Source organism: Photobacterium sp. DNB22_13_2 (assembly GCF_052873915.1).
This window is the reverse complement of the sequence record NZ_JBNNXU010000036.1, coordinates 1-25,558: the sequence shown is the minus strand read 5'-3', so window position 1 is coordinate 25,558 and position 25,558 is coordinate 1. Positions and strand designations below refer to the sequence as shown.

Genomic DNA, 25,558 nt, shown 5'->3' with positions numbered 1-25,558 from the left:
ATGATTGAGAATAACAGTGATGGATTTTTCACAGAGGCTGCAAAAGGTTGCAGCTAATCCTGATGCCCTGACCCAATTAGGGCGAGGTCTTGAGCGCGAAGCCTTGCGTATTACCCCGAATGGAAAACTGTCTAGCGAGCCCCATCCGGCAGAGCTGGGATCAGCGTTGACTAACAAATGGGTGACGACAGATTTTGCCGAGCCATTGCTGGAATTTATTACGCCGGTTTCTCAGGATGTGGATCACCTACTTTCGCAGCTAAGTGATATCCACCAGTTTACCTACAGTAAATTGGGAGATGAAAAACTCTGGCCGATGTCAATGCCATGTGTGGTCGGTGAGCAAGATGATATCGCCTTGGCTCAGTATGGCAGCTCAAACAGCGGCAAGATGAAAACCTTGTACCGCGAAGGCCTCAAACGCCGTTATGGCAGCATCATGCAGGTTATTTCCGGGGTACACTTTAACTTTTCTTTCCCGGATAGTTTTTGGGACTCACTGTTTGGCGAGCAATCAGAGCAAGCTCGACAAGATGCTGTCTCCGATGCTTACTTCGGCTTGATCCGTAATTACTACCGCTTTGGCTGGTTAATCCCATACCTGTTCGGTGCATCGCCGGCATTGTGCGGTTCATTCCTTGAGAATACTGAGTCGAAGCTGGATTTTGAAAAGATCGGCTGCGGCACATACTTTTTACCGAATGCGACGGCACTGCGCCTGAGTGATTTGGGATATACCAACCATGAGCAAAGTTCACTGAAGATTGGCTTTAATGGCTTGGATCAATATTTGGATGGCCTGAGAAAGGCGATCCGTACACCATCGACTGAATTTGCCAAATTAGGGGTGAAAGTCGACGGTGAGTACCGTCAGCTGAATGACAACGTGCTGCAGATCGAAAATGAACTGTATGCGCCTATTCGACCTAAGCGTGTTGCCCAAAATGGCGAGAAACCATCTGAAGCCTTGAGCCGTGCTGGGGTGGAATATATTGAAGTCCGTTCACTAGATGTGAACCCATTCAGTCCTATCGGGATCACCGGTGATCAGGTGCGTTTTCTGGACCTATTCCTGACTTGGTCGGTGTTGTCGCCATCGGCATCGATGGATGATGCTGAGCTGGAGTGCTGGCGTGATAACTGGAACCGTGTGGTTCTCGATGGCCGCAACCCAGGTTTGATGCTGAAGATTGGCTGTAACGGTGAGCGCCTATCGGTTCAGGACTGGGGCACCCGTGTATTTGCCGAGCTGGCTGATGTTGCTAAGGCCATGGATGCAGCCGCAGGCTCTGATGCTTACCAAGATACATTGACGCGTCTGCAGGCGTGGATTGAACAGCCTGAGCTGACCTTATCGGCACAGTTGCTTGAGGCAGTTCGTGAAAATAACGGGATTGGTTTAGTGGGTCAGAACTTGGCTGCCAGCCATGCCGCTAGTTTGAATGAGCGTCAGTACCAGTTCTATTCATCGGATATGTTCGAGCAGGAAGCCGCGGAATCCGTAGAGCGACAAAAGCAGATAGAATGCAGTGACGAGCTGTCTTTCGATGCCTTTCTTGATGCGTATTTTGCTGATATAAAATAAAAAAAGAGGGCAGCGACCTTGCTGCCCGATAATTCATTTCGCAGGGATGATAGCCATGCTTGGCTGGCTATCATAGATTCAGACCACAAGGATGGCGTGAAGTTCCATGTTTGCCCAATCCCAATTTTCGATTGTTAAATCTACTTATTGTCGTTTGGCACTACTCCTCGGTGCCGCCGCGATCCTTTCCGGCTGTGCGACGCCTCCTCCCCAAGATCAAAATAATTTGTGCAATATTTTCCGTGAGCACCCGAAATGGTATGAAGCCGCGTTGGATATGGAAGATGAGTGGGGCACACCGATGCAGGTTGCCATGGCGTTCGTGAAACAGGAAAGTAGCTTCCGTCATGACGCCAGACCGCCGAAAAATTACGTATTGGGTTTTATTCCGTGGGGTCGGGTCAGTAGCGCCTATGGTTATGCGCAAGCGCAGGACCCAGCTTGGTCTGATTATCAGAAGGCGACGCGAAATGGTGGCTCCCGCACCAATTTTTCCGATTCATTGATGTTTATTGGCTGGTATACCCATGAAACCCAGCGTCAGCTCGGGATCTCGAAATGGGATACCTATAACCAGTATCTTGCCTACCACGATGGTCGGGGAGGTTACCGTCGCGGGACTTATAAGTCCAAGCCGACGCTGCTGAAGGTTTCTCGCCGGGTTGAACAGCAGGCTAAAGATTACGGTTGGCAGCTCAAGCAATGTCGTCAAGAGTTGGAAGATAACCGTAGCTGGTGGCCGTTCTAGCGAGAGGCTATCAGGCGATCGCAAAACCTACTTGCTGGGTTACCGTAGTGTGATATAACTTTTAATAATGAATGTATCGGTGTGCTTTAATCGCCGGTGCAAAGGCCAAGGAGTAAGGAAGCAATGCCACTATTAGATAGTTTCACCGTTGACCACACTCGTATGCATGCCCCGGCAGTACGGGTAGCCAAGACCATGCAAACACCGAAAGGCGATACTATTACCGTTTTCGATCTGCGTTTCTGCCGTCCGAATGCTGAGATCCTGAGTGAGCGTGGGATCCATACCCTTGAGCATCTGTATGCGGGTTTTATGCGTGATCACCTGAATTCTGATCAAGTCGAAATTATCGATATCTCGCCAATGGGGTGCCGGACCGGTTTCTACATGAGCCTTATCGGTACCCCGACCGAACAACGGGTTGCTGATGGCTGGACAGCGGCGATGGAAGATGTGCTCAAGGTTGAGTCGCAGGATAAGATCCCCGAGTTGAATGAGTACCAGTGCGGAACTTACAGCATGCACTCCCTTGAGGAAGCTAAGTCGATTGCTCGCCATATTATTGAGCAGGGGATTGCGGTGAACCAAAATGACGAGTTGGCTCTGCCAGAGGCCATGCTGCAAGATCTGAGCGTAAAATAACTCAGGTAAATCACTCGCTCATCAAATAAAAAAGCCGGCTGAAATGCCGGCTTTATTGTATCTGCTGGTTTGGGTGAAATTAACGTCAGCCTGTCTTCTTTAGCTGGTTGGGGAGCACGCGAACTTGCTTGATCATATTGCCAGAGACCTCGATGATCTCCATCTGGTAGCCGGAAACCTCTATGCTGATCTGGCTATCGGGGATATCTTCAAGGTGCTCCAGGATCAAGCCGTTGAGGGTACGTGGACCATCGGTTGGCAGTACCCAGTTCAGGCTTTTGTTGAGATCCCGGATATTGGCGCTACCTTCAATCATTAGGCTGCCGTCAGGCTGCGGGGTGATTTCCTCAGCCAGGGTTGGACTGATCGACGTGGTAAATTCACCGACAATTTCTTCCAAGATATCTTCCAAGGTGATCAGGCCCTGGATATCACCGTATTCATCGACGATCAGGCCGATGCGCTCTTTGTTGCGTTGGAACTTCAGCAACTGGATATTGAGCGGTGTCCCTTCAGGGATGAAATAGACCTCGTCCGCTGCGCGTAGCAGGTTTTCTTTGCTGAAATCATTCTTGTCCATCATCAGGCGGTAGGCTTCGCGTACTCGCAGCATGCCGACCACTTCATCGATGTTATCTCTGAATAGCACAATGCGGCCATGGGCGGAGTGGCTGAGCTGGCGGACAATCGATTTCCAGTCATCGTTGACATTGATGGCGGCAATTTCGCTGCGCGGCACCATCAAATCTTCCACGGTAACATTTTCTAAGTCGAGGATTGACAGGAGCATGTCCTGGTGGCGACGGGGGATCAGACCTCCGGCTTCATTGACCACGGTTCGGAGCTCTTCCGAGTTCAGTTTGCCATCGTTGGCATGGTCGACTCGCAAGCCGAGCAAGATCAGGAAGCCATTGGTAATGCCGTTAACAAACCAGACCAGCGGATAAAGCAGCTTCATCAGCAGTTGCAAAACGACGCTGCTGGCGTAAGAGACGCGCTCAGGGTAAAGGGCGGCAAGGGTTTTTGGCGTCACTTCGGCAAACACCAGCACGACCAAGGTGAGGGCACCAGTGGCAATGGCCACCCCCATATCACCATAGAGGCGCATGCCAAGGATAGTGGCGATGGCGGAAGCGAGAATATTGACCAGGTTATTGCCGATCAGGATCAGGCCAATTAGCCTATCCGGGCGCGAAAGGAGTTTCTCGACCCGCTTGGCCCCGCGGTGCCCCTGGTTTGCCAGGTGCCGCAACTTGTAGCGGTTGAGGGCCATCATTCCGGTTTCAGAACCGGAAAAATATCCGGAAATAACAAGAAGTAATATCAGGAGGGAGAATAAAATCCCCGTGGATATATCGTCCAAAAACTTATTTCCTTAACGTTTCTGTTACTTGAACTTTGTACCCAGACTCACTGGGTGTCAATGAATGGGGCACGGAATTTTATACCCCAATGATTATTTCTTTGACGAAGCGGCTACCGAAATAGGCCAGCGTCAACAGGAATGCCCCGATAAGGCTAAACCAAACCACACGGCGTCCACGCCATCCTCTTTGGTAATGTCCCCACAGCAAGACCGAATACACGCACCATGCCATCAGAGAAAAGATGGCTTTGTGGGTCTTACCTTGTGCCAGCATATCTTGAATAAAGATAAATCCGGTCACCAAAGTGACGGTTAATAGCGAGTTACCGACCAAAATGATCTTGAAAAGCTGACGTTCAACCATCATTAAAGGTGGGATGTTCGGATTAATCATCAGGCTTTTCTTGTTTTTCAACTTGTGATCTAACCAAGCCAGCTGTATTGCATACAGGGTTGCGATCATCAGGGTCGAATAAGAGAACAGCGCCAGAGAGATATGCAGCAGCACTTCTGGATGGGTTTCCAGGTGGGTAATAAAGGCCCCCGGTAGGAAAGTAGCCGCTGTAAGGTTAATCGCGGCAAAACTGTAGATCACTGGCAGCAGGAACCAGACCCGCATCTTTAACATTGCGCCAGTGGTAATCGCGGCGATCAGTAAGCTGATCAGAGAAGCCACGTTTAAAATACTGAGATTTTGTCCCTGTCCACCCAGAATGAGATCTTTGAGCAGCAGGATATGAAGGGCAATAGCGGCCGCGGCAAAAACAAAGACCGGTTTGGTCTTGATGCCATTGCTGTTGGTGAGTCCCGGTACAACCAGCCCTAGGGCGAGAAAGTAAAGGCATGCCGCCATTACGGCAATCAACATATCCATAGTAAACTTAACTATTTAAGATGGTAAGAGTTCGCAATTATACCTTGCTAGCCGTCTGGCCGCCATGGTAAAGCGAGATCAATAGCCTACCGAGGCGGTTTTATCAGGATATATCACAGTGAAAGTGTCCGTCAGGGCATGAAAGCAGGGTATGGATTGCGTTATACTAGCAAGATCATATCGATTAGTTGCGTAACGAGCGAGTAGCACATGTTCGAAAATTTAACGGAGCGTTTATCGCGAACGCTTAAGAATGTCAGTGGCCGTGGCCGCCTGACGGACGACAACATCAAGGATACGCTGCGTGAAGTACGTATGGCGTTACTCGAAGCTGATGTTGCGCTTCCTGTTGTCCGTGACTTCGTCAAGCGTGTAAAAGAGCGCGCGGTAGGTACTGAGGTATCGAAAAGCCTGACGCCGGGTCAGGAGTTCATCAAGATCGTTCAGGCCGAGCTTGAAGCGGTCATGGGTGAAGGCAATGAAGATCTGAACCTTGCGAGCCAGCCGCCAGCGGTTATTCTGATGGCCGGTCTACAGGGTGCAGGTAAAACAACCAGTGTTGGTAAGCTGAGTAAGCTACTCAAAGAGCGCCAGAAGAAAAAAGTACTGGTGGTCTCTGCCGACGTATACCGCCCGGCGGCGATCAAACAGCTAGAAACCTTGGCTGATGATTTGGGTGTGGATTTCTTCCCATCCACGGCCGACCAGAAGCCAGTTGATATCGTTACGGCAGCTCATGCCGAAGCGAAGCTTAAGTTTTATGATGTCCTGATTGTCGATACCGCAGGTCGCCTGCACGTCGACAGTGAAATGATGGACGAGATCAAAGATGTCCACAAGGCCATCAATCCAGTTGAAACCCTGTTCGTGGTCGACGCCATGACTGGTCAGGATGCGGCCAATACGGCTAAAGCCTTCGACGAAGCCCTGCCACTGACAGGTGTGATCCTAACCAAGGTCGACGGTGATGCCCGTGGCGGTGCTGCGCTGTCTGTGCGTCACATTACTGGTAAGCCGATTAAATTCCTGGGTATTGGTGAGAAAACCGATGCCTTAGAACCTTTCCACCCTGATCGTGTCGCTTCACGTATTCTAGGTATGGGTGACGTACTGTCGCTTATCGAAGATCTAGAGCGTAATGTCGATAAGGAAAAAGCCGAGAAACTCGCCAAGAAATTCAAGGAAAAGAAAGGTTTTGACCTTGAAGACTTCCGCGGCCAGCTTGAGCAGATGAAAGGCATGGGGGGCATGATGGGGATGATGGACAAACTTCCGGGTATGTCCCAGCTACCAGACAATGTCAAAGATCAGGTTGATGACAAGATGTTCAACCAGATGGAAGCTATCATTAACTCGATGACGGTTAAAGAGCGCCAGCGTCCAGAGCTGATTAAAGGCTCGCGTAAAAAACGTATTGCAATGGGCTCCGGTACTCAGGTCCAAGACGTTAACCGACTGCTCAAGCAATTCACCCAGATGCAGAAGATGATGAAGAAAATGCAGAAGGGTGGCATGAAAAACATGATGCGCAACATGAAAGGCATGATGCCACCGGGCGGTGGCATGGGCGGAATGTTCGGCCGTTAATCGGCATTAATTCCCACAAATACATTGGGCTTGGGTATGTCAACATTCTTTTACTGGTGAAAATTTAGCTAAAGCGGTTGCATTCGTCAGTTTAAAGAGTAAAATTCCCGAGCTTAATTTGGCACGGGCCCCGTTATATCCATGGCGGGGCCGATTTCATTTACAGTAATGCAAAGAGGACGATATGGTAACCATTCGTTTGGCACGTCACGGCGCTAAGAAGCGTCCATTTTATCAAATCGTTGTTGCTGACTCACGTTGCGCTCGCGACGGTCGTAACATCGAAAAAATTGGTTTCTTCAACCCGCTAGCTAAGGGTCAGGAAGAGCGTCTACGTCTAGATCTTGACCGTGTTAACCACTGGGTTGGTCTAGGCGCTACTGTGTCTGACCGCGCAGCTAAGCTAATCAAAGACGCTGCTAAAGCGGCTTAATTAGCATGACAGGTATTAGAGAAGCGATGAGTACACAAGACCGCATTGTTGTTGGGAAACTTGGTTCCACTTATGGCATCAAGGGTTGGCTCAAAGTTTTTTCTTACACCGAAGAAGCTGAAAGCATTTTTTCCTATCAACCTTGGTTTATTAAAGTCAAAGGTGAGTGGAAGGAGCTCCGCGTTGAATCGTGGAAGCGCCATGGTCAGGGTTTAGTCGCTAAGCTAGAAGGTTTGGATATCCGTGAGGATGCTCAGATGTTCACTAATGCTGAAGTCTACGCATTGGCTGATCAACTACCAGCACTGTCAGAAGACGAGTTCTACTGGCGTGAGTTGTATGGAATGGCAGTAGTGACAACCGAAGGTTACGACCTAGGTAAAGTTACTGACATCCTGGAAACAGGTTCCAACGACGTTTTGGTAGTTAAAGCCAACCTGAAAGATGCTTTTGGCCAGAAGGAACGTTTAATTCCGTTCCTCGATGAGCAGGTCATCAAGTCGATTGATCGCACTGCTCAGCGGATCGAAGTTGACTGGGATCCTGGATTTTAATCCCCGGTAATAGGTGAACAAATGAAGGTAGGCATAATCAGCCTGTTTCCTGACATGTTTAATGCCATTACCAATTTTGGGGTAACAGGCCAGGCGGTAAAAAAAGGCCTTTTGTCAGTGGAAACGTGGAATCCTCGTGATTTTACCCACGACAAACACCGGACGGTTGATGACCGACCATATGGTGGCGGACCGGGTATGTTGATGATGGTGCAGCCTTTGCGCGATGCCATTCATACTGCCAAACAGTCCGTAGATGGCCAGGCTAAAGTCATTTACCTGTCACCTCAGGGCCGTAAGCTTGATCAAGCAGGTGTTGAGGAGCTGGCGCAGAATGAGAATCTGATTCTTATCTGTGGTCGCTATGAAGGGGTAGATGAGCGCATTATCCAACAAGAGGTAGACGAAGAATGGTCTATCGGAGATTTTGTGCTGACGGGTGGTGAACTACCAGCTATGACCTTAGTGGATGCAGTGGTCCGGTTTGTGCCGGGTGTACTGGGAGACTTTGCGTCGGCGGAAGAAGATTCTTTCGCAAATGGTTTGCTAGATTGCCCTCATTATACGCGTCCTGAAATGTTGGACGGGCAGGAAGTCCCTAAGGTCTTACTGTCTGGGAATCACAAGGACATTAGTCGCTGGCGGTTAAAACAATCGCTGGGCCGTACTTGGTTGAGAAGACCAGAGCTCCTGGAAAACCTAGCTCTGACTGACGATCAGGAATTCTTGCTGGCGGAGTTTATCCGCGAACACAAAGCAAGCATTTAATTAATTTAGTATCAGTTTATTCTAGGGTATTTACCAATGAGTAACATCATTAAGCAGCTCGAAGACGAGCAACTAAAACAAGACCTACCAACTTTCGCACCAGGTGACACTGTTGTTGTACAAGTTAAGGTAAAAGAAGGTAACCGCGAGCGTCTACAGGCTTTCGAAGGCGTTGTAATCGCTAAGCGTAACCGTGGTCTACACTCTGCATTCACTGTTCGTAAGATCTCTAACGGTGAAGGCGTTGAGCGTGCGTTCCAGACTCACTCTCCAATCGTTGACAGCATTACTGTTAAACGTCGTGGTGCAGTACGTCGTGCCAAATTGTACTACCTACGTGAGCGTTCAGGTAAATCTGCACGTATCCGCGAGAAGCTTACTACTAAGTAATTCTCGACGCGTAAGACGTTTAATGAAAAAGCCCACCGCAAGGTGGGCTTTTTTTATGCGTGAAAAACGAGTTTGTATGCATTTTGTGGAGCATGTTTTTGGTGTGGATGGGGGCATATAAATGCAACGTAATCTGTTTTATGTTGCTGATTTAGAAGTGTAAAATTACTTCTGTCAGATGAAAGTCAAAAATAATATAAATTTTGTTTAGATATCATTCGTAATTTACACATTGAAATGAATGATGTATTGCCGGCAAGTTTCTATTCAGGATGATGAGTAACGCTATATACATAGGAGTTACTAATAATGAATAAATTTACAATTGCGTCTGTTGCAGTCGCCACTGCATTACTTGCTGGTTGCGGCGGTTCTTCTAGTTCTGGTAGTGATAAAGATCTTCCTGAAGTCCCAACTGGTGGTGAAGCCGAAGTGTGTTTCAATGCTGACGCTTGGAAAGCTGGAGTTCATACAATTACAGAGAAGTATGAACAAGATGAAGACACGTACTCTATTGATGTTAAATCTGGTGCATCTTTTGAAGGTATGAATGGCTTGCTAAGTATTGGTTATTCAGATGAATATGGCTACGATGCAGAATATTTCTTCGTTGATGGTAAATCTATCTTTATGGCTGGTGAAGAGTGGGCTCAGATCGATGGAGACTTTGACAAAAGGGTTTATAAGCCGGCAAAACCGATGTTGATTTTTGGGCTTAACGAAGGAGAAAGCTCAACAACTTCTGGTAGTCTTGACCGCGATTGGGATTGGACTAATGATTGTGAGCCTGATGAGCAATGTATCGGCTCTGAGACTGAGTCTTACGATATCACTATCACTTTTGAAGGATTCGATGACGTTAATGTTGATGGTGTTAGCTATGAAGCTTGTCACTTTACCATTGACGATAGCGCAGAGAGTGATGGCGTCCTACATCAGTGGATTGATCGTGCATCAGGTGTGTCTATCCAAACGGCTTGGAATGATGGCCTACCTAGCCAACAGGTAACAAAATACGATATTGACGGTGTGCAGATCTTCCCTGCTGCCGAATAAGCTTTATTTTTGCTTGTGAAAAACCAGCCTTGCGGCTGGTTTTTGTGTTTTCAGGGGGAGGTGAAAACTTACGCGGTTTCCGTGCTGCCTTCAGCGGTCTCTTCGTCAGCAAGGTCGGTTTCACCTTTGCCTTTAGAGCGCTTGATAACATAGCCTGCGATTGACAGTGAACCCACGATACCCGCGATAGTCGATACCGTCATTGGTAGGCCGAAACCTAGCTGGCTGTTGTTCAGGATGAAAGTAATACATACCGTGGTCATGAAGATAGCCGGTACCGTTGTTACCCAGTGCAGCTTGTTATGGCGCAGTAGGTAAGCCGATGCTGTCCACAGCATCATTACCGCGGTGCTCTGGTTGGCAAAGCCGAAATAGCGCCAGATGATACCAAAGTCAACTTGAGTCAGGATGCCGCCAAGTACGAACAGTGGTAGTGCCATCAGTAGACGATTGCGTAGCGATTTCTGCTCCATGTTGAAGTACTCAGCCAGAATTAGGCGGCTTGAGCGGAATGCGGTGTCACCCGAGGTAATCGGTAGAATAACCACGCCTAGGAAAGCAACGATACCACCGAATACACCGAGTAGGCCGATAGATGAGCTGTAAACTACGTTACCTGGACCACCGTTAGCGACGGCTTCTTGTAGTGACTCTACCGAGCCAAAGAATGATAGTGCTAGGGCACACCAGATAAGGGCAATCACACCTTCACCGATCATTGCGCCGTAGAATACGAATCGGCCGTTCTTCTCGTTTTCCATACAACGTGCCATCAGCGGTGACTGGGTGGCGTGGAAGCCTGAGATTGCACCACACGCGATGGTGATAAATAGCGCTGGCCACAGTGGCAGGTCATTCGGGTTCATGTTGGTGAACATCTGGCTCATCTCGTAATCGCCAAGCAGGGTATGCTCGCTAGAGAAGGCGATAGCGGTGATCAGGCCAACAGACATGAAGATGAGCAGCGCACCGAACAGTGGGTAGAAACGGCCGATAATTTTATCTACAGGAACGATAGTGGCGATGATGTAGTAAGCAAAGATGATAACGACCATGGTGGTCATCGACATGCCGATATTGGTTTGCTCGTTGACCAGGTTCGTGATCATGCCGGCTGGCGCCGATACGAATACCACACCCACAAGTAGCAACAGTACGATAGCAAAAATATTCATAAAGTGTTTTGCACCGTTGCCCAAGTAGCGGCCGGTAATTGTCGGTACTGAAGCGCCACCGTTACGTACAGACAGCATGCCCGAGAAGTAGTCGTGGACAGCACCGGCAAAGATACAACCTAGGACAATCCATAGCATGGCTGCTGGACCGTATAGTGCACCCATGATAGGACCGAAAATCGGGCCAACACCGGCAATGTTCAGTAGCTGAACAAGGTACACTTTCTTATTCGACATTGGGACATAATCAACACCGTCTTGCTTGGTAAAAGCAGGCGTTTGGCGTTTTTCGTTAATACCGAAGATCTTTTCAATGAACGCACCGTAGATGAAGTATCCACCTACTAGCGCTGCAACACACATCAGAAACCAGGCCATATCTTGTCTCTCTAATCCTATTGGAGTGGGGGTTGTGAGTTTTGCATCCCTTGCCTCTACACCCTCGGCAACTGGGCAAAACTTATTTTGATGGCTGTCATCCTACTCGCTTGGTATCAATATTCACCCGCAAAAGGGGTGAGTGGTTGTATGGCAAGGTAAGTGGTCGATAATGCCATTAAGCGGTTTTATCGAGTTGGGTGAACGGTTTTACCGAGGGTTAAGCGGTGGAACGCAGAATTTTAATTCCGTGATCATTGTCAGGGTATTGCTATGGGAACCTTTTCTATTAGGGCCTGTGGGGCAGGCTGGTATTCAGCTGACTGAGAGAGGTTTGAAGCAATTGATGGAGGTGGCTCCTCCATCATATAAAGCGGGCCTAAAGGGATCAGCAGAGGCCGAAGCGATCTTTAAGCTCTTTGAGGTAGCGTCGGCTGACCGGTACTTGATGGCTACCGACAGTAGTAATCTCGGCGAGGCCATTTTCCAACAACTTGATCTCCCTGATCGCTGTCGGGTGGATCAGGTATTGGCGGTGGCAGCGGATCAACGGGGTTTTTTCTTCCAGCGTTTTCAGGGTTAGCTGGGTGCTCGCTTCGGTATCGTGGCTTACGACGTGAACGCCACTGAGATCGGAATAGGCGGTTTCTATTTCGTCTGGGCGAAGCAGCAAAATTCGGTTGTGGCCGCTACAAGGGATTAACTCCAGCATATCACTGACTAGCGGTGAGTAGTCTGCAGGTTGGCATTCCCGTGCCAGCCGCTTGATGGTCTTGGTCAGGCGGCAGGTTTCAACGGGTTTGAGCAGGTAGTCGAAGGCATTATCCTCAAAAGCTTTGAGTGCATATTCATCGTAGGCGGTAACGAATACCACCTTGGGCATGGTGTCAGGGTCGAGCATGCTCAGCATTTCAATGCCGGTGATTTGCGGCATCTGGATATCGAGAAAAACGACATCGGGTTTGAGGGCATTGATTTTCTTCAGCGCTTCGATGGCATTATTGCATTCCCCTATCACCTCGATCGATCCATCTTCTTCCAGCAGGTCGATCAACTCTTCTCGGGCATATTTTTCATCATCAATGACAAGGGCTTTAATCATGCCGCATGCTCTCCGTTACGGTGTGTAAGGGTATCAACGGGCAGTTTGATCGTTGCCCTAGTCCATTCGTGGGCCTGAAAGGTCATGGCTAGGCCATACTGTTTGCCAAACATGTTTTTCAGCCGCTTATCGACAATCTTCATACCAAGACCACTTTCCTCACCGATAGGCACATAGTTACCGGCATTGTCCTCGACTTCTAGGATGACGTGATCTTGTTCGATAAAGCCGTTGATAGCGATTTTACCATTTTCCAATAGGGATGAGGTGCCGTGTTTGATCGCATTTTCGACCAGCGGTTGCAGGGTGAAAGTGGGTACTTTCATCGCCATCAATTCATTGGCAACATTAACCTCGACACTAAGCCGATCGGAAAAACGTGCCAGTTCAATCTCCAGGTAGGCGTGGATGTGCTGCAACTCTTCTTGCAGGGTTACCGTTTCAATATTTTGCTTGAGGTTACGGCGGAAGAATTGCGACAGATGTTGGATCAGCTGGCGGGCTTTGTCCGGATCGCGCCTGACCACCGAATTGATGGTATTGAGGGCGTTGAACAAGAAGTGCGGATTTACCTGGGCTTGCAGCAGGCGTAGCTCGGCTTGGGTCAGCAAGTTTTGCTGTTGGATATAGCGTCCGGTCAAAATCTGGTTGGAAAGCAGCTTGGCTATCCCTTCTCCCAGCGTGAGATTAACTGTAGAGAATAGTTTGCGCTTGGGCTCGTAGAGCTTGATGGTGCCAAGCACCTCGTGGTTACCTCCCATCAGTGGGATCACCAGTGCCGAGCCCAGTTTACACTTGTCATGAAGCGAACACTGGTAGGGGATATCATAACCGTCTGCATACACCAGTTCGCAACCATCAATGGCACGACGGGTATAACCGGAAGAGATCGGGGTGCCGGGTAAATGGTGATCGTCTCCGATCCCGATGAAAGCGAGGATTTTTTCGCGGTCGGTGATCGCAACGGCACCAACACCGGTTTCTTGGTAGATAATCTTGGCGATCTTCTTGGTGGTTTCTTCGTTAAAACCCTGGCTGAAGATCCCCACCGATCGCTGAGCGATTTTAAGGGCACGGCTTGAGAAGGCGGCAGAGTATTTTTCGTAAATGGTTTTTCTGTCTTGGATGATGCTCATGAAAAAAGCAGCCCCGATCGAGTTGGCAATCACCATAGGCAAAGCGATAGCACTGACTAGGCCGAGTGCTTTTTCAAACGGCTGGGCAACCGCCAGGATGATCAGCATCTGGACAATTTCGGCCACCAGAGTGATCACTAATACCACCTGTGGGCGGAAAATCTGATCGGCTTGACCCCGGCGCACATAGTAGCTGTGCATTAGCCCACCAATCAGGCCTTCGGCTGTGGTAGAGATGGCACAGGCCAGATCGGTAAAGCCCCCGAGGCTATAGCGGTGAAGGCCACCGGTCAGTCCTACGGCAAAGCCAACAACGGGTCCACCGAGTAAACCGCCCATAACAGCACCGATTGCCCGGGTATTGGCAATTGCATCTTCTATGTGTAATCCGAAGTAAGTGCCTAAAATACAAAAGAGGGAAAACAGGATGTAGCAAGTAAAGCGCTGTGATAGCCGACCTGAAATAGTGGTCAGGGGCATAAATAGTGGGGTTTTGCTAAGTAGGTATGCCAGTACTAGGTATACGCTGAGCTGCTGTAATAGAGAAAAAATCAGTTCCATTGCCATAGGGAGTGCGAGTGGGCATTGCCATTATGGTAACTGGCTTTGAGCAATAGCGCCAAAAATGCCTTTGCTGTAAATTTTTATTTACGGTGGATTTTTTTCTTTACAGGGTGTTGCAATCTTTATCCCAGGCCTGCTATTGTCTGTTTAACAACAGGGCAGTCCTGTTTTTCTTTCTACAGTTTGTATTAATTAGTTTACAGGGAAGCCCTCATGCAAAAAGACCAGCTGAATAATGTCCATATCGAAAACGAGTCGGTATTGATCACTCCGCAAGAGCTGCGCACCAAACTGCCAGTGAGTGAAAACGCCCTCAATTTCGTTCGCCAATCTCGCCAGACTATTGCCGATATCATCCACAAGCGCGATCACCGTTTGTTGGTAGTATGTGGGCCATGCTCAATCCATGATATCGAAGCCGCAAAAGAGTATGCGGTGAAGCTAAAAGCGCTGTCTGAAGAGCTGAGTGATCAACTGTACATTGTGATGCGGGTCTACTTCGAAAAACCACGTACGACAGTGGGGTGGAAAGGGCTTATCAATGACCCGCACCTTGATGGCTCATTCGAAGTGGAAGAAGGGTTGCATATTGGCCGCCAACTACTGATTGATTTAGTTGAAATGGGGATCCCGCTAGCGACCGAAGCGCTGGATCCGATCAGCCCGCAATACCTGGGGGATTTATTTAGCTGGGCAGCCATTGGCGCTCGTACCACGGAATCTCAGACTCACCGTGAAATGGCGAGTGGCCTGTCGATGCCGGTTGGCTTCAAGAACGGTACCGACGGCAGTTTGGGTACTGCGATTAATGCGATGCAGGCTGCAGCTTCTGGCCACCGCTTCATGGGGATCAACCGTGACGGTCAGGTTGCACTACTTAACACCCAAGGTAATCCAGATGGCCACGTTATTCTTCGTGGTGGCAAGCAAACCAACTACGATTCAGTCTCTGTGACCGAGTGTGAAAACGAGATGAATGCTTCAGGCCTTTCTCCTTCGCTGATGGTAGACTGTAGCCATGCTAATTCCCGCAAGGATTACCGTCGTCAGCCACTGGTTGCCGAAGATGTGATCCACCAAATCCGTGAGGGCAACAAGTCTATTATCGGTTTGATGCTGGAAAGCCATATTAATGAAGGAAACCAGAGTACGGATCTTCCGCGTGGAGAAATGGCTTATGGTGTGTCTATCACCGATGCCTGTATCAATTGGGAATCGACTGATACCTTGTTGCGCCATACGCACCAAGAGCTTACGCCATTCCTTCAGCAGCGTGTTGAAGACTAAATCCGCCACGAATGCAGAGAGCCATAGATGGTCGCTGAACTAAGTAAACTAAGAGATCAAATTGATGATGTCGACCGCCAGATGGTGGAGCTGCTAGCCCGCCGTCTATCCCTGGTCGAAGAGGTCGGCCATGTGAAAAGCCAGCATGGCTTGCCGATTTATGCCCCTGATCGTGAAGCAGCTATGCTGGCCTCACGACGTCTGGAAGCAGAAAGCAAAGGGGTACCGCCGGATCTGATCGAAGATATCCTGCGTCGTACCATGCGTGAGTCTTACGCCAGTGAAAATGATTCTGGCTTCAAATGTCTCAAGCCGGAGCTGCGGCCGATTGTGGTTGTTGGTGGCCATGGCCAATTAGGTGGTTTGTTCTGCCGCCTTTTTGAGCTGTCGGGTTATCAGGTGCGCAAGCTTGGCAGTCAGGATTGGGACCGAGCAGATGAGCTGCTAGCCGATGCTGGCATGGTGGTAGTGTCAGTGCCGATCAACTTGACCGAAACCATTATCGCTAAATTGGGCAACCTGCCGGAAGACTGTATCCTTGCTGATTTGACCTCGGTGAAGAGTGGCCCTGTTCAGGCTATGCTGGAAGTACACCGTGGCCCAGTGGTTGGTTTGCATCCGATGTTTGGGCCAGACATTTCCAGCTTGGCTAAACAGGTTGTTGCCTATTGTGATGGCCGTAACCCTGAAAGTTACCAGTGGTTGCTTGAGCAGATCCAGATTTGGGGGGCAACCCTTAACCGGATTAGTGCGATTGAGCACGATGAAGGTATGACCCTGATCCAGGCGCTGCGCCACTTCACTTCTTTTGTGTATGGCGTGCACCTTGCCGAAGAAGATCCGAAGCTAGAGCAGCTGCTATCGCTCAGCTCACCAATCTATCGTTTGGAGCTGGCTATGGTGGGGCGCCTGTTTGCCCAGGATGCACAGTTGTATGCGGATATCATTATGTCGTCGCCGCAGAACCTCGCAATGATCAAACGCTTCCACCAACGTTTTGGCGAAGCCATTGTGATGTTGGATAATCAAGACAAAGAGACGTTCAAGCAGGCCTTTGGCCGGGTTGAAAATTGGTTTGGGGATTATGCCCAGCATTTTTTAATCGAGAGCCAGGGATTACTTAGACAGGCGAACGACTCAACTCACCGTACTTCGTCAGGGCGCTAAGCAAAGCACCTTTCAGGACGAGACAATCAGATAATTAAAGCCCACGTACTTCGCAGTGCGTGGGCTTTTTGTTTATTTCGGCTTTTAGGTAATGCAATTTTGAAACCAGGATATCGACGGCATATTCTTATTCAGTTATGTGCCTGTGCCTTGTTTCGAATGGCAACTGACTTAAAGCAAGTCACCAGTTTCAGGATCTACCGGCTTGACGTTCTCGCTCGGGTAGCAGCCCAGTACCTTGATAAAGCGGGTCAGGCGAGTCAGTTCTTCCAACGCTTCCTGCATTACGTCTGATTTTAGGTTTTCCTCGACATCGACGTAGAACATCTCTTCCCACGGGTTGCCAATCACCGGGCGCGACTCTAGTTTGGTCATGTTGATATTGAGGTTACGCAGTACCAGCAGGCACTCGACCAGCGAACCGGCTTTTTGCGCTGTAGACATGGTTAGGGTGGTCTTGGCAGGGATCAGCGAGGTTACTTCCACGGGCTTGCGCGCGACGACGATAAAGCGGGTGTAGTTTTCCTGCTGGTTGGCAATATTGGATTTGAGCGGGGTCAGCCCGTACAGCTCACCGCTTGAGGCATTGCCGATAGCCGCGACGTTGGGCAACTGCAGCTCAGCGACTTTCTTCATCGCTTCTGCCGTGCTTGAGCAGTACTCCTGGGTAATATTGCCCATTGAGTGGAGATATTCGCTGCACTGCTGGTGTGGCTGAGGGTGCGAGTACAGGGTATCAATATCTTCAAGCTTGGTATCTGCAACTGCAAGTAGGCAGTGCTCAATAGGCTGGTTGATCTCACCGACAATTGACAGGCTGGTATGCTGGAGCAGATCATAGACTTCGTTGATCGACCCTGAACTGGTGTTTTCGATTGGCAGGACACCGTAGTCGGCATTGCCAATCTCCACCGTGTGCAGGACATCGCGGAAAGTCGAGCAGCCGATCTCAACCAGCTTTGTTTGTTTTTTACTGAAATAGCTGCGACTGGCAAGATTGGAGTAGGAGCCTTTAGCACCAAGGAAAGAAACGCGGGCGACAGGTTGTAAGCTCTCAGGGTTGGCGATTTTTTGCAGGAAGGCCTGCTGGAACAAGACGGAGTCTTCGATAATGGTATGGAAGATCTGGGTGACGTACTGGGCATCCAACTGTAAGGATTGGCCTGTTTCGATCAAGCGTAGCAATAGTGCTTGCTCACGGGTTTGATCGCGCACTGGCTTGGCGGTTTGGATTTTACTCTTGGCCACTTCCAAACTCAATTGGCGACGCTCGGCAAGCAGTTTTAGGATTTCATTATCGATACGGCTGACGTTGGTTCTGATTTCGTCCAGCGAATACTGCGGTTCTGTCATTGTCGCTCCCTGTCTTATTCATACAAAAAAGCCTCCTGGTTAGGAGGCTGTCTGTTCGTCTTTAGCTTGTTTCTTTCGCAACGAATAGCCCCCCGATTAAGGTGACATAAAAAAGAAGCTAAAGAAAAACAGTTTGGTCATTTGCATAAATACTGAATGTTATGGTTTTGGGTTAGTTATGGCTCAACATTATTCAGCCTTGCAACTCTTGTCAAGCAGAAACTAAACAGCCCTGCAGGGCAGGGCTGTTTATCAAATCCTCTTGAATAATTATGCTTCTTCTTCGGCTTCGGTTTCTGCTTCTTCAATCTGTGGCTTGTCGCTGTGGCTTGCACGGCGTGCCGATGGTTTGTGAGCTTGTTTGTTCAGTTGGCGCTCCAGCTTTTGGTATACCTCAGTAATGGCACCGTACATATCGTCATGCTCTGCTGAGGCGACTAGTTGACCTCCAGGAATAGCAGCAGATGCTTCAACTTTAAATTTACGGTTTGGCTCGGTGCTGATCACCGCGTGCTTACTGATAAGTGGAACCTGATACTTTTCTAACTTCTTGAATTTAAACTCAATACGCTCACGGATAGCAGGGGTGATATCTAGGTTTTTGCCGGTAATGTCTACTGTCATAATTATCTTTCCTCTTTTGCTACCCTTCGTTGGGTTAACTTCAGATTACTAAATTCAGGATTCAATAATGTGATCAAGATCACGATTGCGCTGTTAAAATATTGTCCAGAAAAATTCTGTGATCATGCTTTGTTTGTTGCAAAAAAGTTTGAAGAAAATGCTTGTAGAACGCTAGAAACTTGGGGCAGTATGAGGGAAGAACGAACGCTGGTGGCTGGTGCTATTCAGGGGTCTTTTTCGGTTAATAACATAGGCTTGTGTTAATTTTGACCAGTCTTTTATCCAGTAGTCGTTGAAGCAAATAATCGAGATAAAAAAACAGCAGCCCTTGGGCTGCTGTTTTTTTATGCCTGAACACCAGTGGGTTAGACTGGGTTGAGTGCGATGAGCTTACGGGTGTTTTCCAGAGGCTCGCTTAAGCCAAGTTTGTCGTAAGCGCTTTCCATGATCAGCAAGGATTTTCGAGCAGCTTCAGTATCCGGGTATTCACGCTGAATGAGCTGGGAGCGATTAACTGCGGCGACCCATGCTTCACGGCGTAGATAGAAGTCGGCAGCAGCCAGCTCGTAATCGGCCAAGCGGTTCTTCAAAAAGACCATACGTGCCTGAGCATCCGCAGCATAGCGACTGTTCGGATAGCGATCTAGCAGGCGTTTGAAGTCACGGAAGGCTTTACGGGCAGGCTCAGGATCGCGGTCGTGGCGATCTATGCTGAACAAGTCATGCATAAAGCTGCGATCTTGTGCCATGCTGGTTAAGCCGCGCATATACAGTACCCAGTCGGCTTTTTCGTGAGCTGGGTTTAGGCGGTTAAAGCGATCGATCGTTGCTTCACCTAGCGCAAGATCATCGTTTTTGTAGTAGGCATAGATAAGGTCCAGCTGAACTTGCTCAGAGTAGGCACCGAACGGATAACGGGAATCCAGAGTTTCCAGTCGTTCTATAGCGGTGGTCCAACTTCCGCCTTGCAGGGCCTGCTGGGCGGTGGCGTAAAGTTCAGATGGCGGTACGTCCGGTACCACTTCTTCCGTGCTTGAACAGCCTGAAAGTATGGCGACGGCAAGAAGAGACGATAGAGTCAGGCGTTTCATTGCGGCGACTGTTTCCTTGATAAAAATTTTATTTCGGTGGATCCATTACGGTCTGAGCCGTTAACAGATACAATGACACTATTATGTTATTTTACGCAGCGTTTGACGTTTAGTCCCACGCTTTTTAAAAAAGTTCGCTATGGCACAGCAGATAGAGTTAACAAATACAGTAAAAGATAGCCAACTTGGCTTGCGCCTCGATCAGGTTATCGCTGAATTACACCCCGATTATTCCCGCTCACGGATCAAAGAGTGGATCCTTAATGGTATGGTTTCTGTCGATGGGGAAGTCACGACAAAACCACGTTTGAAAATGATGGGCGGTGAAGAGCTGTCGATCAAAGCGGAAATCGAAGACGAAGTCCGCTGGGTGGCTCAGGATATCCCGTTAGATATCGTACACGAAGATGAGCACATTATCGTCATCAACAAGCCGCGTGACTTTGTCGTACACCCAGGTGCCGGTACGCCGGATGGAACTGTACTCAATGCGCTACTTCACCACTGCCCGTCTTTGGCTGAAGTACCACGTGCAGGTATCGTCCACCGTCTGGATAAAGACACCACAGGTCTGATGGTGGTGGCAAAAACGATTCAGGCGCAGACTCGCCTGGTCCGTGCGCTACAAAAACGCCGGATAACGCGTGAATACGAAGCGATTGCAATGGGTAGGATGACTGGTGGTGGTACGGTAGAAAAGCCTATCGGTCGTCACCCGACCAAACGTATTTGCATGGCTGTCAGTGAGTTTGGCAAACCCGCAATTACTCGTTTCCGCGTGGCAGAGCATTTCCGCGAGCATACTCGTATTATCTTGCGACTGGAAACCGGCCGTACCCACCAGATTCGTGTACATATGTCTTACTTAAGCCATCCACTGATTGGTGATACGATTTACGGTGGTCGACCTCGTCCGCCAAAAAATGCATCCGATGAGCTAGTTCAGGCGCTGCGTGCGTTTGATCGTCAGGCCCTACACGCACGAATGCTTCGTCTTGCGCACCCGATCACAGGTGAGCTGATGGAATGGCGTGCGCCACTTCCAATCGACATGGTGGCGATGATCAGTATCCTACGTAAGGATAAAGACGCGAACGAAGAAGAAGAGTACTAGTATGTGGATCGTCCCCGACTGGCCAGCGCCTGCTAATGTGAAAGCCATTGCGACCACCCGTGAAGGTGGTAACAGCATCGGGGCTTACCAAGGCTTGAACCTCGGTAACCACGTTGGGGATGAACCAGAGGTTGTACTACAAAACCGTCAGTGGTTACAGGATCAACTTGGATTGGCTATAGCACCAGTATGGCTGAACCAAACCCATAGTATTGATGTTGTGAGCCTTGAACAAGCTCACTCATCAGTAATCGATGCTGACGGTAGTTACACCGCAAAGCCTCAATTACCGTGTGTGGTAATGACGGCAGATTGTTTACCGGTGATCCTTTGTGATCGACAAGGTACACAAGTTGCCGCTGTCCATGCCGGTTGGCGTGGCTTGGTTGATGGCATTATTGAACAGGCTGTTGCTAAGTTTTCAGTTCCGGGCTCGGAGCTTATGGCTTGGCTCGGTCCGGCCATTGGCCCGCAGGTATTTGAAGTCGGTGGAGAAGTGCGTGAGCAGTTTCTCGCCCATGACCCCGCTGCGGTACAAGCTTTTCAGCCTTATGGTGATAAGTGGTTGGCTGATCTGTACCTACTGGCTCGTCAGCGTCTTACTAGCGTATCCGTTGGCGAGGTTTATGGTGGAGATAGTTGTACCTACTCCGATCCCGAGCAGTTCTACTCGTATCGCCGCGATGGGGTTACAGGTCGCCAGGCAACCTTGATTTGGCTGGAATAGCCAATCGAACATATTCTTTTAAAGCCCTGCTTATGCAGGGCTTTTTGTTATTAGGTGATTATTGACGTAACGGGTAAACCATACTTAAGACGACTAACAGAGGAAAATTTGGCTTGAAAAATGAGAGCTAGGCCACCATATCTTATTGTGAGAGAAGATAGGAGGATTTATGCGTCTTGACCGTTTTACTAGCAAGTTCCAGATGGCAATCTCTGATGCTCAATCGCTAGCATTGGGGCGAGACCATCAGTACATAGAACCCGCCCATTTGATGGTGGCATTATTGAATCAGGATGGCAGTACCATCCGTCCACTCCTCACCCTACTGAACATCGATATTGCTCAGTTGCGATCGGGTTTATCAGAGCTAATGGAGCGACTACCTAAGGTAAGCGGCATTGGTGGTGATGTGCAGCTGTCGCATGGCATGGGCATGTTGTTCAACATGTGTGACAAGTTGGCTCAGAAGCGCAAAGACAAATATATCTCGTCTGAGTTATTTATTCTGGCGGCGGCTGATGACAAAGGGCCGCTTGGTCAGCTATTGAAAGAAAAAGGGTTGACCGCCGAAAAAATAGAGCAGGCGATCGAAAAAGTCCGCGGTGGCCAGAATGTCGATGATCCCAATGCCGAAGAAAACCGACAGGCATTGGAAAAGTTCACCATCGACCTGACCGAACGTGCCGAGCAGGGCAAGTTGGATCCTGTTATTGGCCGCGATGATGAAATTCGCCGTACCATTCAAGTGCTGCAGCGCCGTACCAAGAACAATCCAGTGATCATCGGGGAGCCGGGGGTCGGTAAGACCGCGATTGTTGAAGGTTTGGCGCAGCGCATCATCAATGGCGAGGTTCCTGAGGGATTACGTCACAAACGTGTCCTTTCCTTGGATATGGGGGCGCTGATTGCGGGAGCGAAATACCGTGGTGAATTTGAAGAGCGCCTGAAATCGGTGCTTAACGAATTATCGCAAGAAGAAGGCAGTATCATCCTGTTTATCGATGAGCTGCATACCATGGTGGGGGCTGGTAAAGGCGAAGGCTCAATGGATGCCGGCAACATGCTAAAACCTGCACTGGCTCGAGGTGAACTACATTGTGTTGGTGCAACCACCCTCAATGAGTATCGCCAGTACATTGAAAAAGATGCCGCGCTTGAACGTAGATTCCAAAAAGTGCTGGTGGATGAGCCGACGGTAGAAGATACGGTGGCTATTTTACGTGGCTTGAAAGAGCGTTACGAGCTCCACCACCACGTGGAAATCACCGACCCGGCGATTGTTGCCGCGGCGGGACTGTCACACCGTTATATTTCAGATAGACAGCTGCCGGATAAAGCGATCGACTTGATCGACGAAGCGGCATCTAGTATTCGCATGCAGATCGACTCCAAACCTGAATCCCTTGACCGTTTAGAGCGGCGCATTATTCAGCTCAAGATTGAACAGCAGGCGTTGGAAAAAGAGAGTGACGATGCCAGCCAGAAGCGCTTGAGTGATCTGCGTGATGAGCTGGATAAAAAAGAGCGTGACTACGCTGAATTAGAAGAAGTATGGAATGCCGAGAAAGCGGCCTTGTCCGGTACGCAACATATCAAGGCGGCGCTTGAACAAGCACGTACGGATATGGAAATAGCCCGTCGTGCGGGTGATCTCAACCGGATGTCGGAGCTGCAATATGGCAAGATCCCTGAGTTGGAAAAACAACTCGACTTGGCTGCCCAGGCGGAAATGCAGGAAATGACCCTGCTAAGAAACAAAGTGACCGACGCGGAAATCGCGGAAGTACTCTCCCGCCAAACGGGGATCCCGGTTGCTAAGATGCTGGAAGGGGAGCGCGACAAGCTGCTCCGGATGGAAGAAGCGTTGCACAAGCGCGTTATCGGCCAGGATGAGGCAGTCGATGCGGTGTCGAATGCAATTCGTCGTAGCCGGGCTGGCTTGTCTGATCCAAACCGTCCAATAGGTTCGTTCCTATTCCTTGGTCCAACTGGGGTGGGTAAAACCGAACTGTGTAAATCTCTGGCACATTTCATGTTCGACAGTGACGACGCCATGGTGCGGATCGATATGTCAGAGTTTATGGAGAAACACTCGGTTGCCCGTTTAGTGGGAGCTCCCCCGGGCTATGTTGGCTACGAAGAAGGGGGCTACCTGACCGAAGCAGTTCGCCGTCGTCCTTATTCGGTGATATTGCTGGATGAAGTAGAGAAAGCGCACCCTGATGTGTTCAATATTTTGCTACAGGTGTTGGATGATGGGCGATTGACCGACGGGCAAGGGCGGACGGTAGATTTCCGTAATTGCGTGGTGATCATGACTTCCAACCTCGGTTCAGACCGGATACAAGAGCACTTTGGTGAGTTAGACTACGAAGGAATGAAACAGACGGTAATGGACGTGGTGGGTCAGCATTTCCGTCCAGAGTTTATCAACCGCGTGGATGAAACCGTGGTATTCCACCCTCTAGGTGCTGAACATATCAAGAATATTGCCAGTATCCAGATCGCCCGTTTGGTGAAACGCCTTGAAGAGCGTGATTATCAGCTAGAAATGGATAGCAGTGCTCTGGATCTGATTGCAGAAGCAGGGTTCGATCCGGTGTTTGGTGCTCGTCCACTGAAGCGTGCAATCCAGCAATATATCGAAAATCCGTTGGCACAAGACATTCTGTCAGGCAAGTTTGTTACGGGTAAGCCGATAAAAGTTGTCGCTGAAGACGGCCATATTGATGCCAAACAGTAATATCCGATTTGAAGCCAAAGCCCTCCTTATTTAAGGGGGGCTTTTTTACATTCCTTTACCGTTAAATTCATTTCATATTCATCCTCTCCCCGTTAGCCTGCATATTAACGTTTTCTCAGATATAGAGTCTCACCCCCTCTTTTAATCTCTTCTATAGAGTCTTTAATGAATGTCTGCAGATGTATGAAAATGGAGGATATATGAAAACAGTAATGGATAAATTGCTGGGCGAAGCGAGTAAATACCTTGATAACGGAAAGGAGCATGCAGGTAAACAGGCGGGTTCGTCGAACGACTTGCTCAAAGGCGCTTTGGGCGGGGGAGTATTCGGGGCTCTTTTGGGAAATAAGAAAACCCGTAAATTAGCCAAAAAATACGGCACTAAAGCCGCTGCTGTTGGTGGAACAGCGTTGGTCGGCACACTGGCATACCAGGCTTATAAAAAGTGGCAGCAAGAAGAAACGGTTCCTGCTGAGGCTTCCGTCTCTGAGCCTGTATTTCAACAGCAGCTAGATGATAAAGCCGGCTTACTGCTTCAAGCTATGGTGTTTGCGGCTAAAGCGGATGGGCATATTGATGAGCAGGAGCGTACAGCAATTGCCAAGTGGATAATCGGGCAGCAATTAGAGCTTGATAGTGAAACGGCAATTCTGCGCTGGGTTGATGCCCCGCTTGACCCAATGGCGCTTAGCCAGCAAGTGGATAATATGGCATTGGCCTCTGAAGTGTATCTAGTCTCTCTGCTGACGGTAGATGTTGATCACTTTTTGGAACGCGCCTACTTGGATGAGTTAGCTAAAGCGTTGTCACTACCCGATGAACTTGTCGCTCGAATTGAAGAGCAAGCAGAGTTGTAGTGTGAAATTTGAGCGATTACGGCTGTGTGGGTTAAGGTTTAGCCGGTTGGTTCGGTTTGGCAAAATAAATCATTTTGTAGCCTTGCCAAACCTAACGAAGTCTCTATAATGCGCCTCCGTTGTCACGACAAAGCACTGATTCAGAGCAGTTGTGGCAAACATTGTTCTTTAACAATTTGACCATGCAATCTGTGTGGGCACTCGTGAAATGATAGTCAACAAAAGAATTATCAATGA

Annotated in this window: 24 protein-coding genes and 1 other annotated feature; of the genes, 16 read left to right on the top strand and 8 right to left on the bottom strand. The window is 49.2% G+C overall.

The features are described 5' to 3' along the window. Window positions 1–16: 16 nt before the first annotated feature. From gshA to luxS, 3 genes are all read left to right on the top strand, one after another. Complete coding sequence (gene gshA / locus ACVA58_RS27015; protein ID WP_446513347.1) at window positions 17–1,585, top strand: glutamate--cysteine ligase; 1,569 nt, start codon at window positions 17–19, stop codon at window positions 1,583–1,585. A gap of 106 nt (window positions 1,586–1,691) precedes the next feature. After that, window positions 1,692–2,333 (top strand): transglycosylase SLT domain-containing protein, encoded by a 642-nt coding sequence (locus ACVA58_RS27010; protein WP_446513346.1) that lies wholly within the window; start codon window positions 1,692–1,694, stop codon window positions 2,331–2,333. Window positions 2,334–2,456: 123 nt separating this feature from the next. Beyond that, window positions 2,457–2,975, top strand: a complete 519-nt coding sequence (gene luxS, locus ACVA58_RS27005) for an S-ribosylhomocysteine lyase (RefSeq protein ID WP_446513345.1) — start codon at window positions 2,457–2,459, stop codon at window positions 2,973–2,975. A gap of 85 nt (window positions 2,976–3,060) precedes the next feature. On the opposite strand, the gene ACVA58_RS27000 is transcribed toward luxS, so the two are convergent. Both ACVA58_RS27000 and ACVA58_RS26995 read right to left on the bottom strand, forming a co-directional pair. Further along, a complete protein-coding gene (locus tag ACVA58_RS27000) occupies window positions 3,061–4,338 on the bottom strand; it encodes an HlyC/CorC family transporter (protein ID WP_446513344.1) in 1,278 nt (425 codons plus the stop codon). A gap of 79 nt (window positions 4,339–4,417) precedes the next feature. Further along, window positions 4,418–5,215 carry a cytochrome C assembly family protein gene (locus ACVA58_RS26995; protein ID WP_446513343.1) on the bottom strand — a complete coding sequence of 266 codons (798 nt, stop codon included), beginning with the start codon at window positions 5,213–5,215 and terminating at the stop codon, window positions 4,418–4,420. A gap of 210 nt (window positions 5,216–5,425) precedes the next feature. Between ACVA58_RS26995 and ffh the strand changes: the two genes are divergently transcribed. The 6 genes from ffh to ACVA58_RS26965 all read left to right on the top strand — a co-directional run bounded on the left by ffh (window position 5,426) and on the right by ACVA58_RS26965 (window position 10,003). Further along, complete coding sequence (gene ffh / locus ACVA58_RS26990) at window positions 5,426–6,802, top strand: signal recognition particle protein (RefSeq protein WP_446513342.1); 1,377 nt, start codon at window positions 5,426–5,428, stop codon at window positions 6,800–6,802. 184 nt (window positions 6,803–6,986) lie between these two features. Continuing rightward, window positions 6,987–7,235, top strand: a complete 249-nt coding sequence (gene rpsP, locus ACVA58_RS26985; RefSeq protein ID WP_075763068.1) for a 30S ribosomal protein S16 — start codon at window positions 6,987–6,989, stop codon at window positions 7,233–7,235. Next, a complete protein-coding gene (gene rimM / locus ACVA58_RS26980; RefSeq protein WP_208113430.1) occupies window positions 7,235–7,789 on the top strand; it encodes a ribosome maturation factor RimM in 555 nt (184 codons plus the stop codon). Before rpsP ends, rimM begins: the two co-directional genes overlap by 1 nt. 21 nt (window positions 7,790–7,810) lie before the next feature. After that, the gene (gene trmD, locus ACVA58_RS26975; protein WP_255041084.1) at window positions 7,811–8,557 is read left to right on the top strand and encodes a tRNA (guanosine(37)-N1)-methyltransferase TrmD; all 747 of its coding nucleotides are present in this window, start codon (window positions 7,811–7,813) and stop codon (window positions 8,555–8,557) included. Between the two features lie 36 nt (window positions 8,558–8,593). Then, the gene (gene rplS / locus ACVA58_RS26970; RefSeq protein WP_446513341.1) at window positions 8,594–8,947 is read left to right on the top strand and encodes a 50S ribosomal protein L19; all 354 of its coding nucleotides are present in this window, start codon (window positions 8,594–8,596) and stop codon (window positions 8,945–8,947) included. A 309-nt stretch (window positions 8,948–9,256) separates the two neighbouring features. Beyond that, the gene (locus tag ACVA58_RS26965) at window positions 9,257–10,003 is read left to right on the top strand and encodes a hypothetical protein (RefSeq protein WP_446513340.1); all 747 of its coding nucleotides are present in this window, start codon (window positions 9,257–9,259) and stop codon (window positions 10,001–10,003) included. 68 nt (window positions 10,004–10,071) lie between these two features. Here the strand turns inward: ACVA58_RS26965 and ACVA58_RS26960 are convergent, their stop codons facing one another. From ACVA58_RS26960 to ACVA58_RS26950, 3 genes are all read right to left on the bottom strand, one after another. Beyond that, window positions 10,072–11,556 (bottom strand): carbon starvation CstA family protein, encoded by a 1,485-nt coding sequence (locus ACVA58_RS26960; protein ID WP_446513339.1) that lies wholly within the window; start codon window positions 11,554–11,556, stop codon window positions 10,072–10,074. Between the two features lie 388 nt (window positions 11,557–11,944). Continuing rightward, window positions 11,945–12,658 carry a two-component system response regulator BtsR gene (btsR, locus tag ACVA58_RS26955; RefSeq protein ID WP_446513338.1) on the bottom strand — a complete coding sequence of 238 codons (714 nt, stop codon included), beginning with the start codon at window positions 12,656–12,658 and terminating at the stop codon, window positions 11,945–11,947. Beyond that, window positions 12,655–14,355 (bottom strand): LytS/YhcK type 5TM receptor domain-containing protein, encoded by a 1,701-nt coding sequence (locus ACVA58_RS26950; RefSeq protein WP_446513353.1) that lies wholly within the window; start codon window positions 14,353–14,355, stop codon window positions 12,655–12,657. Before ACVA58_RS26950 ends, btsR begins: the two co-directional genes overlap by 4 nt. A 216-nt stretch (window positions 14,356–14,571) precedes the next feature. Between ACVA58_RS26950 and ACVA58_RS26945 the strand changes: the two genes are divergently transcribed. Together ACVA58_RS26945 and tyrA are read left to right on the top strand one after the other, a co-directional pair. Further along, a complete protein-coding gene (locus ACVA58_RS26945; protein WP_446513337.1) occupies window positions 14,572–15,645 on the top strand; it encodes a 3-deoxy-7-phosphoheptulonate synthase in 1,074 nt (357 codons plus the stop codon). A 27-nt stretch (window positions 15,646–15,672) separates the two neighbouring features. Further along, a complete protein-coding gene (gene tyrA / locus ACVA58_RS26940; RefSeq protein ID WP_446513336.1) occupies window positions 15,673–16,812 on the top strand; it encodes a bifunctional chorismate mutase/prephenate dehydrogenase in 1,140 nt (379 codons plus the stop codon). A 171-nt stretch (window positions 16,813–16,983) separates the two neighbouring features. Here tyrA and pheA read toward each other — a convergent pair whose 3' ends face one another. Further along, the gene (gene pheA, locus ACVA58_RS26935; protein WP_446513335.1) at window positions 16,984–18,165 is read right to left on the bottom strand and encodes a prephenate dehydratase; all 1,182 of its coding nucleotides are present in this window, start codon (window positions 18,163–18,165) and stop codon (window positions 16,984–16,986) included. 21 nt (window positions 18,166–18,186) lie between these two features. Further along, window positions 18,187–18,310: a sequence feature (Phe leader region), on the bottom strand. Window positions 18,311–18,435: 125 nt separating this feature from the next. Next, window positions 18,436–18,789: a ribosome hibernation-promoting factor, HPF/YfiA family gene (hpf, locus tag ACVA58_RS26930; protein WP_446513334.1), complete on the bottom strand. Its 354-nt coding sequence runs from the start codon at window positions 18,787–18,789 to the stop codon at window positions 18,436–18,438. 69 nt (window positions 18,790–18,858) lie between these two features. Here hpf and ACVA58_RS26925 point away from each other — a divergent pair, with 69 nt between their 5' ends. Further along, window positions 18,859–19,053, top strand: coding sequence for a hypothetical protein (locus ACVA58_RS26925; protein ID WP_446513333.1), 195 nt, complete (start codon window positions 18,859–18,861; stop codon window positions 19,051–19,053). 101 nt (window positions 19,054–19,154) lie between these two features. On the opposite strand, the gene bamD is transcribed toward ACVA58_RS26925, so the two are convergent. After that, entirely contained in the window at window positions 19,155–19,880 is a 726-nt protein-coding gene (bamD, locus tag ACVA58_RS26920; protein ID WP_446513332.1) for an outer membrane protein assembly factor BamD, read from the bottom strand. A gap of 139 nt (window positions 19,881–20,019) precedes the next feature. Between bamD and rluD the strand changes: the two genes are divergently transcribed. The 4 genes from rluD to ACVA58_RS26900 all read left to right on the top strand — a co-directional run bounded on the left by rluD (window position 20,020) and on the right by ACVA58_RS26900 (window position 25,321). Continuing rightward, on the top strand, window positions 20,020–20,994 hold the full coding sequence (gene rluD, locus ACVA58_RS26915) for a 23S rRNA pseudouridine(1911/1915/1917) synthase RluD (RefSeq protein ID WP_446513331.1): 975 nt from the start codon (window positions 20,020–20,022) through the stop codon (window positions 20,992–20,994). Window position 20,995: 1 nt separating this feature from the next. Next, on the top strand, window positions 20,996–21,721 hold the full coding sequence (gene pgeF, locus ACVA58_RS26910; protein ID WP_446513330.1) for a peptidoglycan editing factor PgeF: 726 nt from the start codon (window positions 20,996–20,998) through the stop codon (window positions 21,719–21,721). Window positions 21,722–21,890: 169 nt separating this feature from the next. Further along, window positions 21,891–24,464 (top strand): ATP-dependent chaperone ClpB, encoded by a 2,574-nt coding sequence (clpB, locus tag ACVA58_RS26905; protein WP_446513329.1) that lies wholly within the window; start codon window positions 21,891–21,893, stop codon window positions 24,462–24,464. Window positions 24,465–24,664: 200 nt separating this feature from the next. Further along, window positions 24,665–25,321 (top strand): tellurite resistance TerB family protein, encoded by a 657-nt coding sequence (locus ACVA58_RS26900; protein ID WP_446513328.1) that lies wholly within the window; start codon window positions 24,665–24,667, stop codon window positions 25,319–25,321. The last annotated feature ends 237 nt before the right edge of the window (window positions 25,322–25,558 follow it).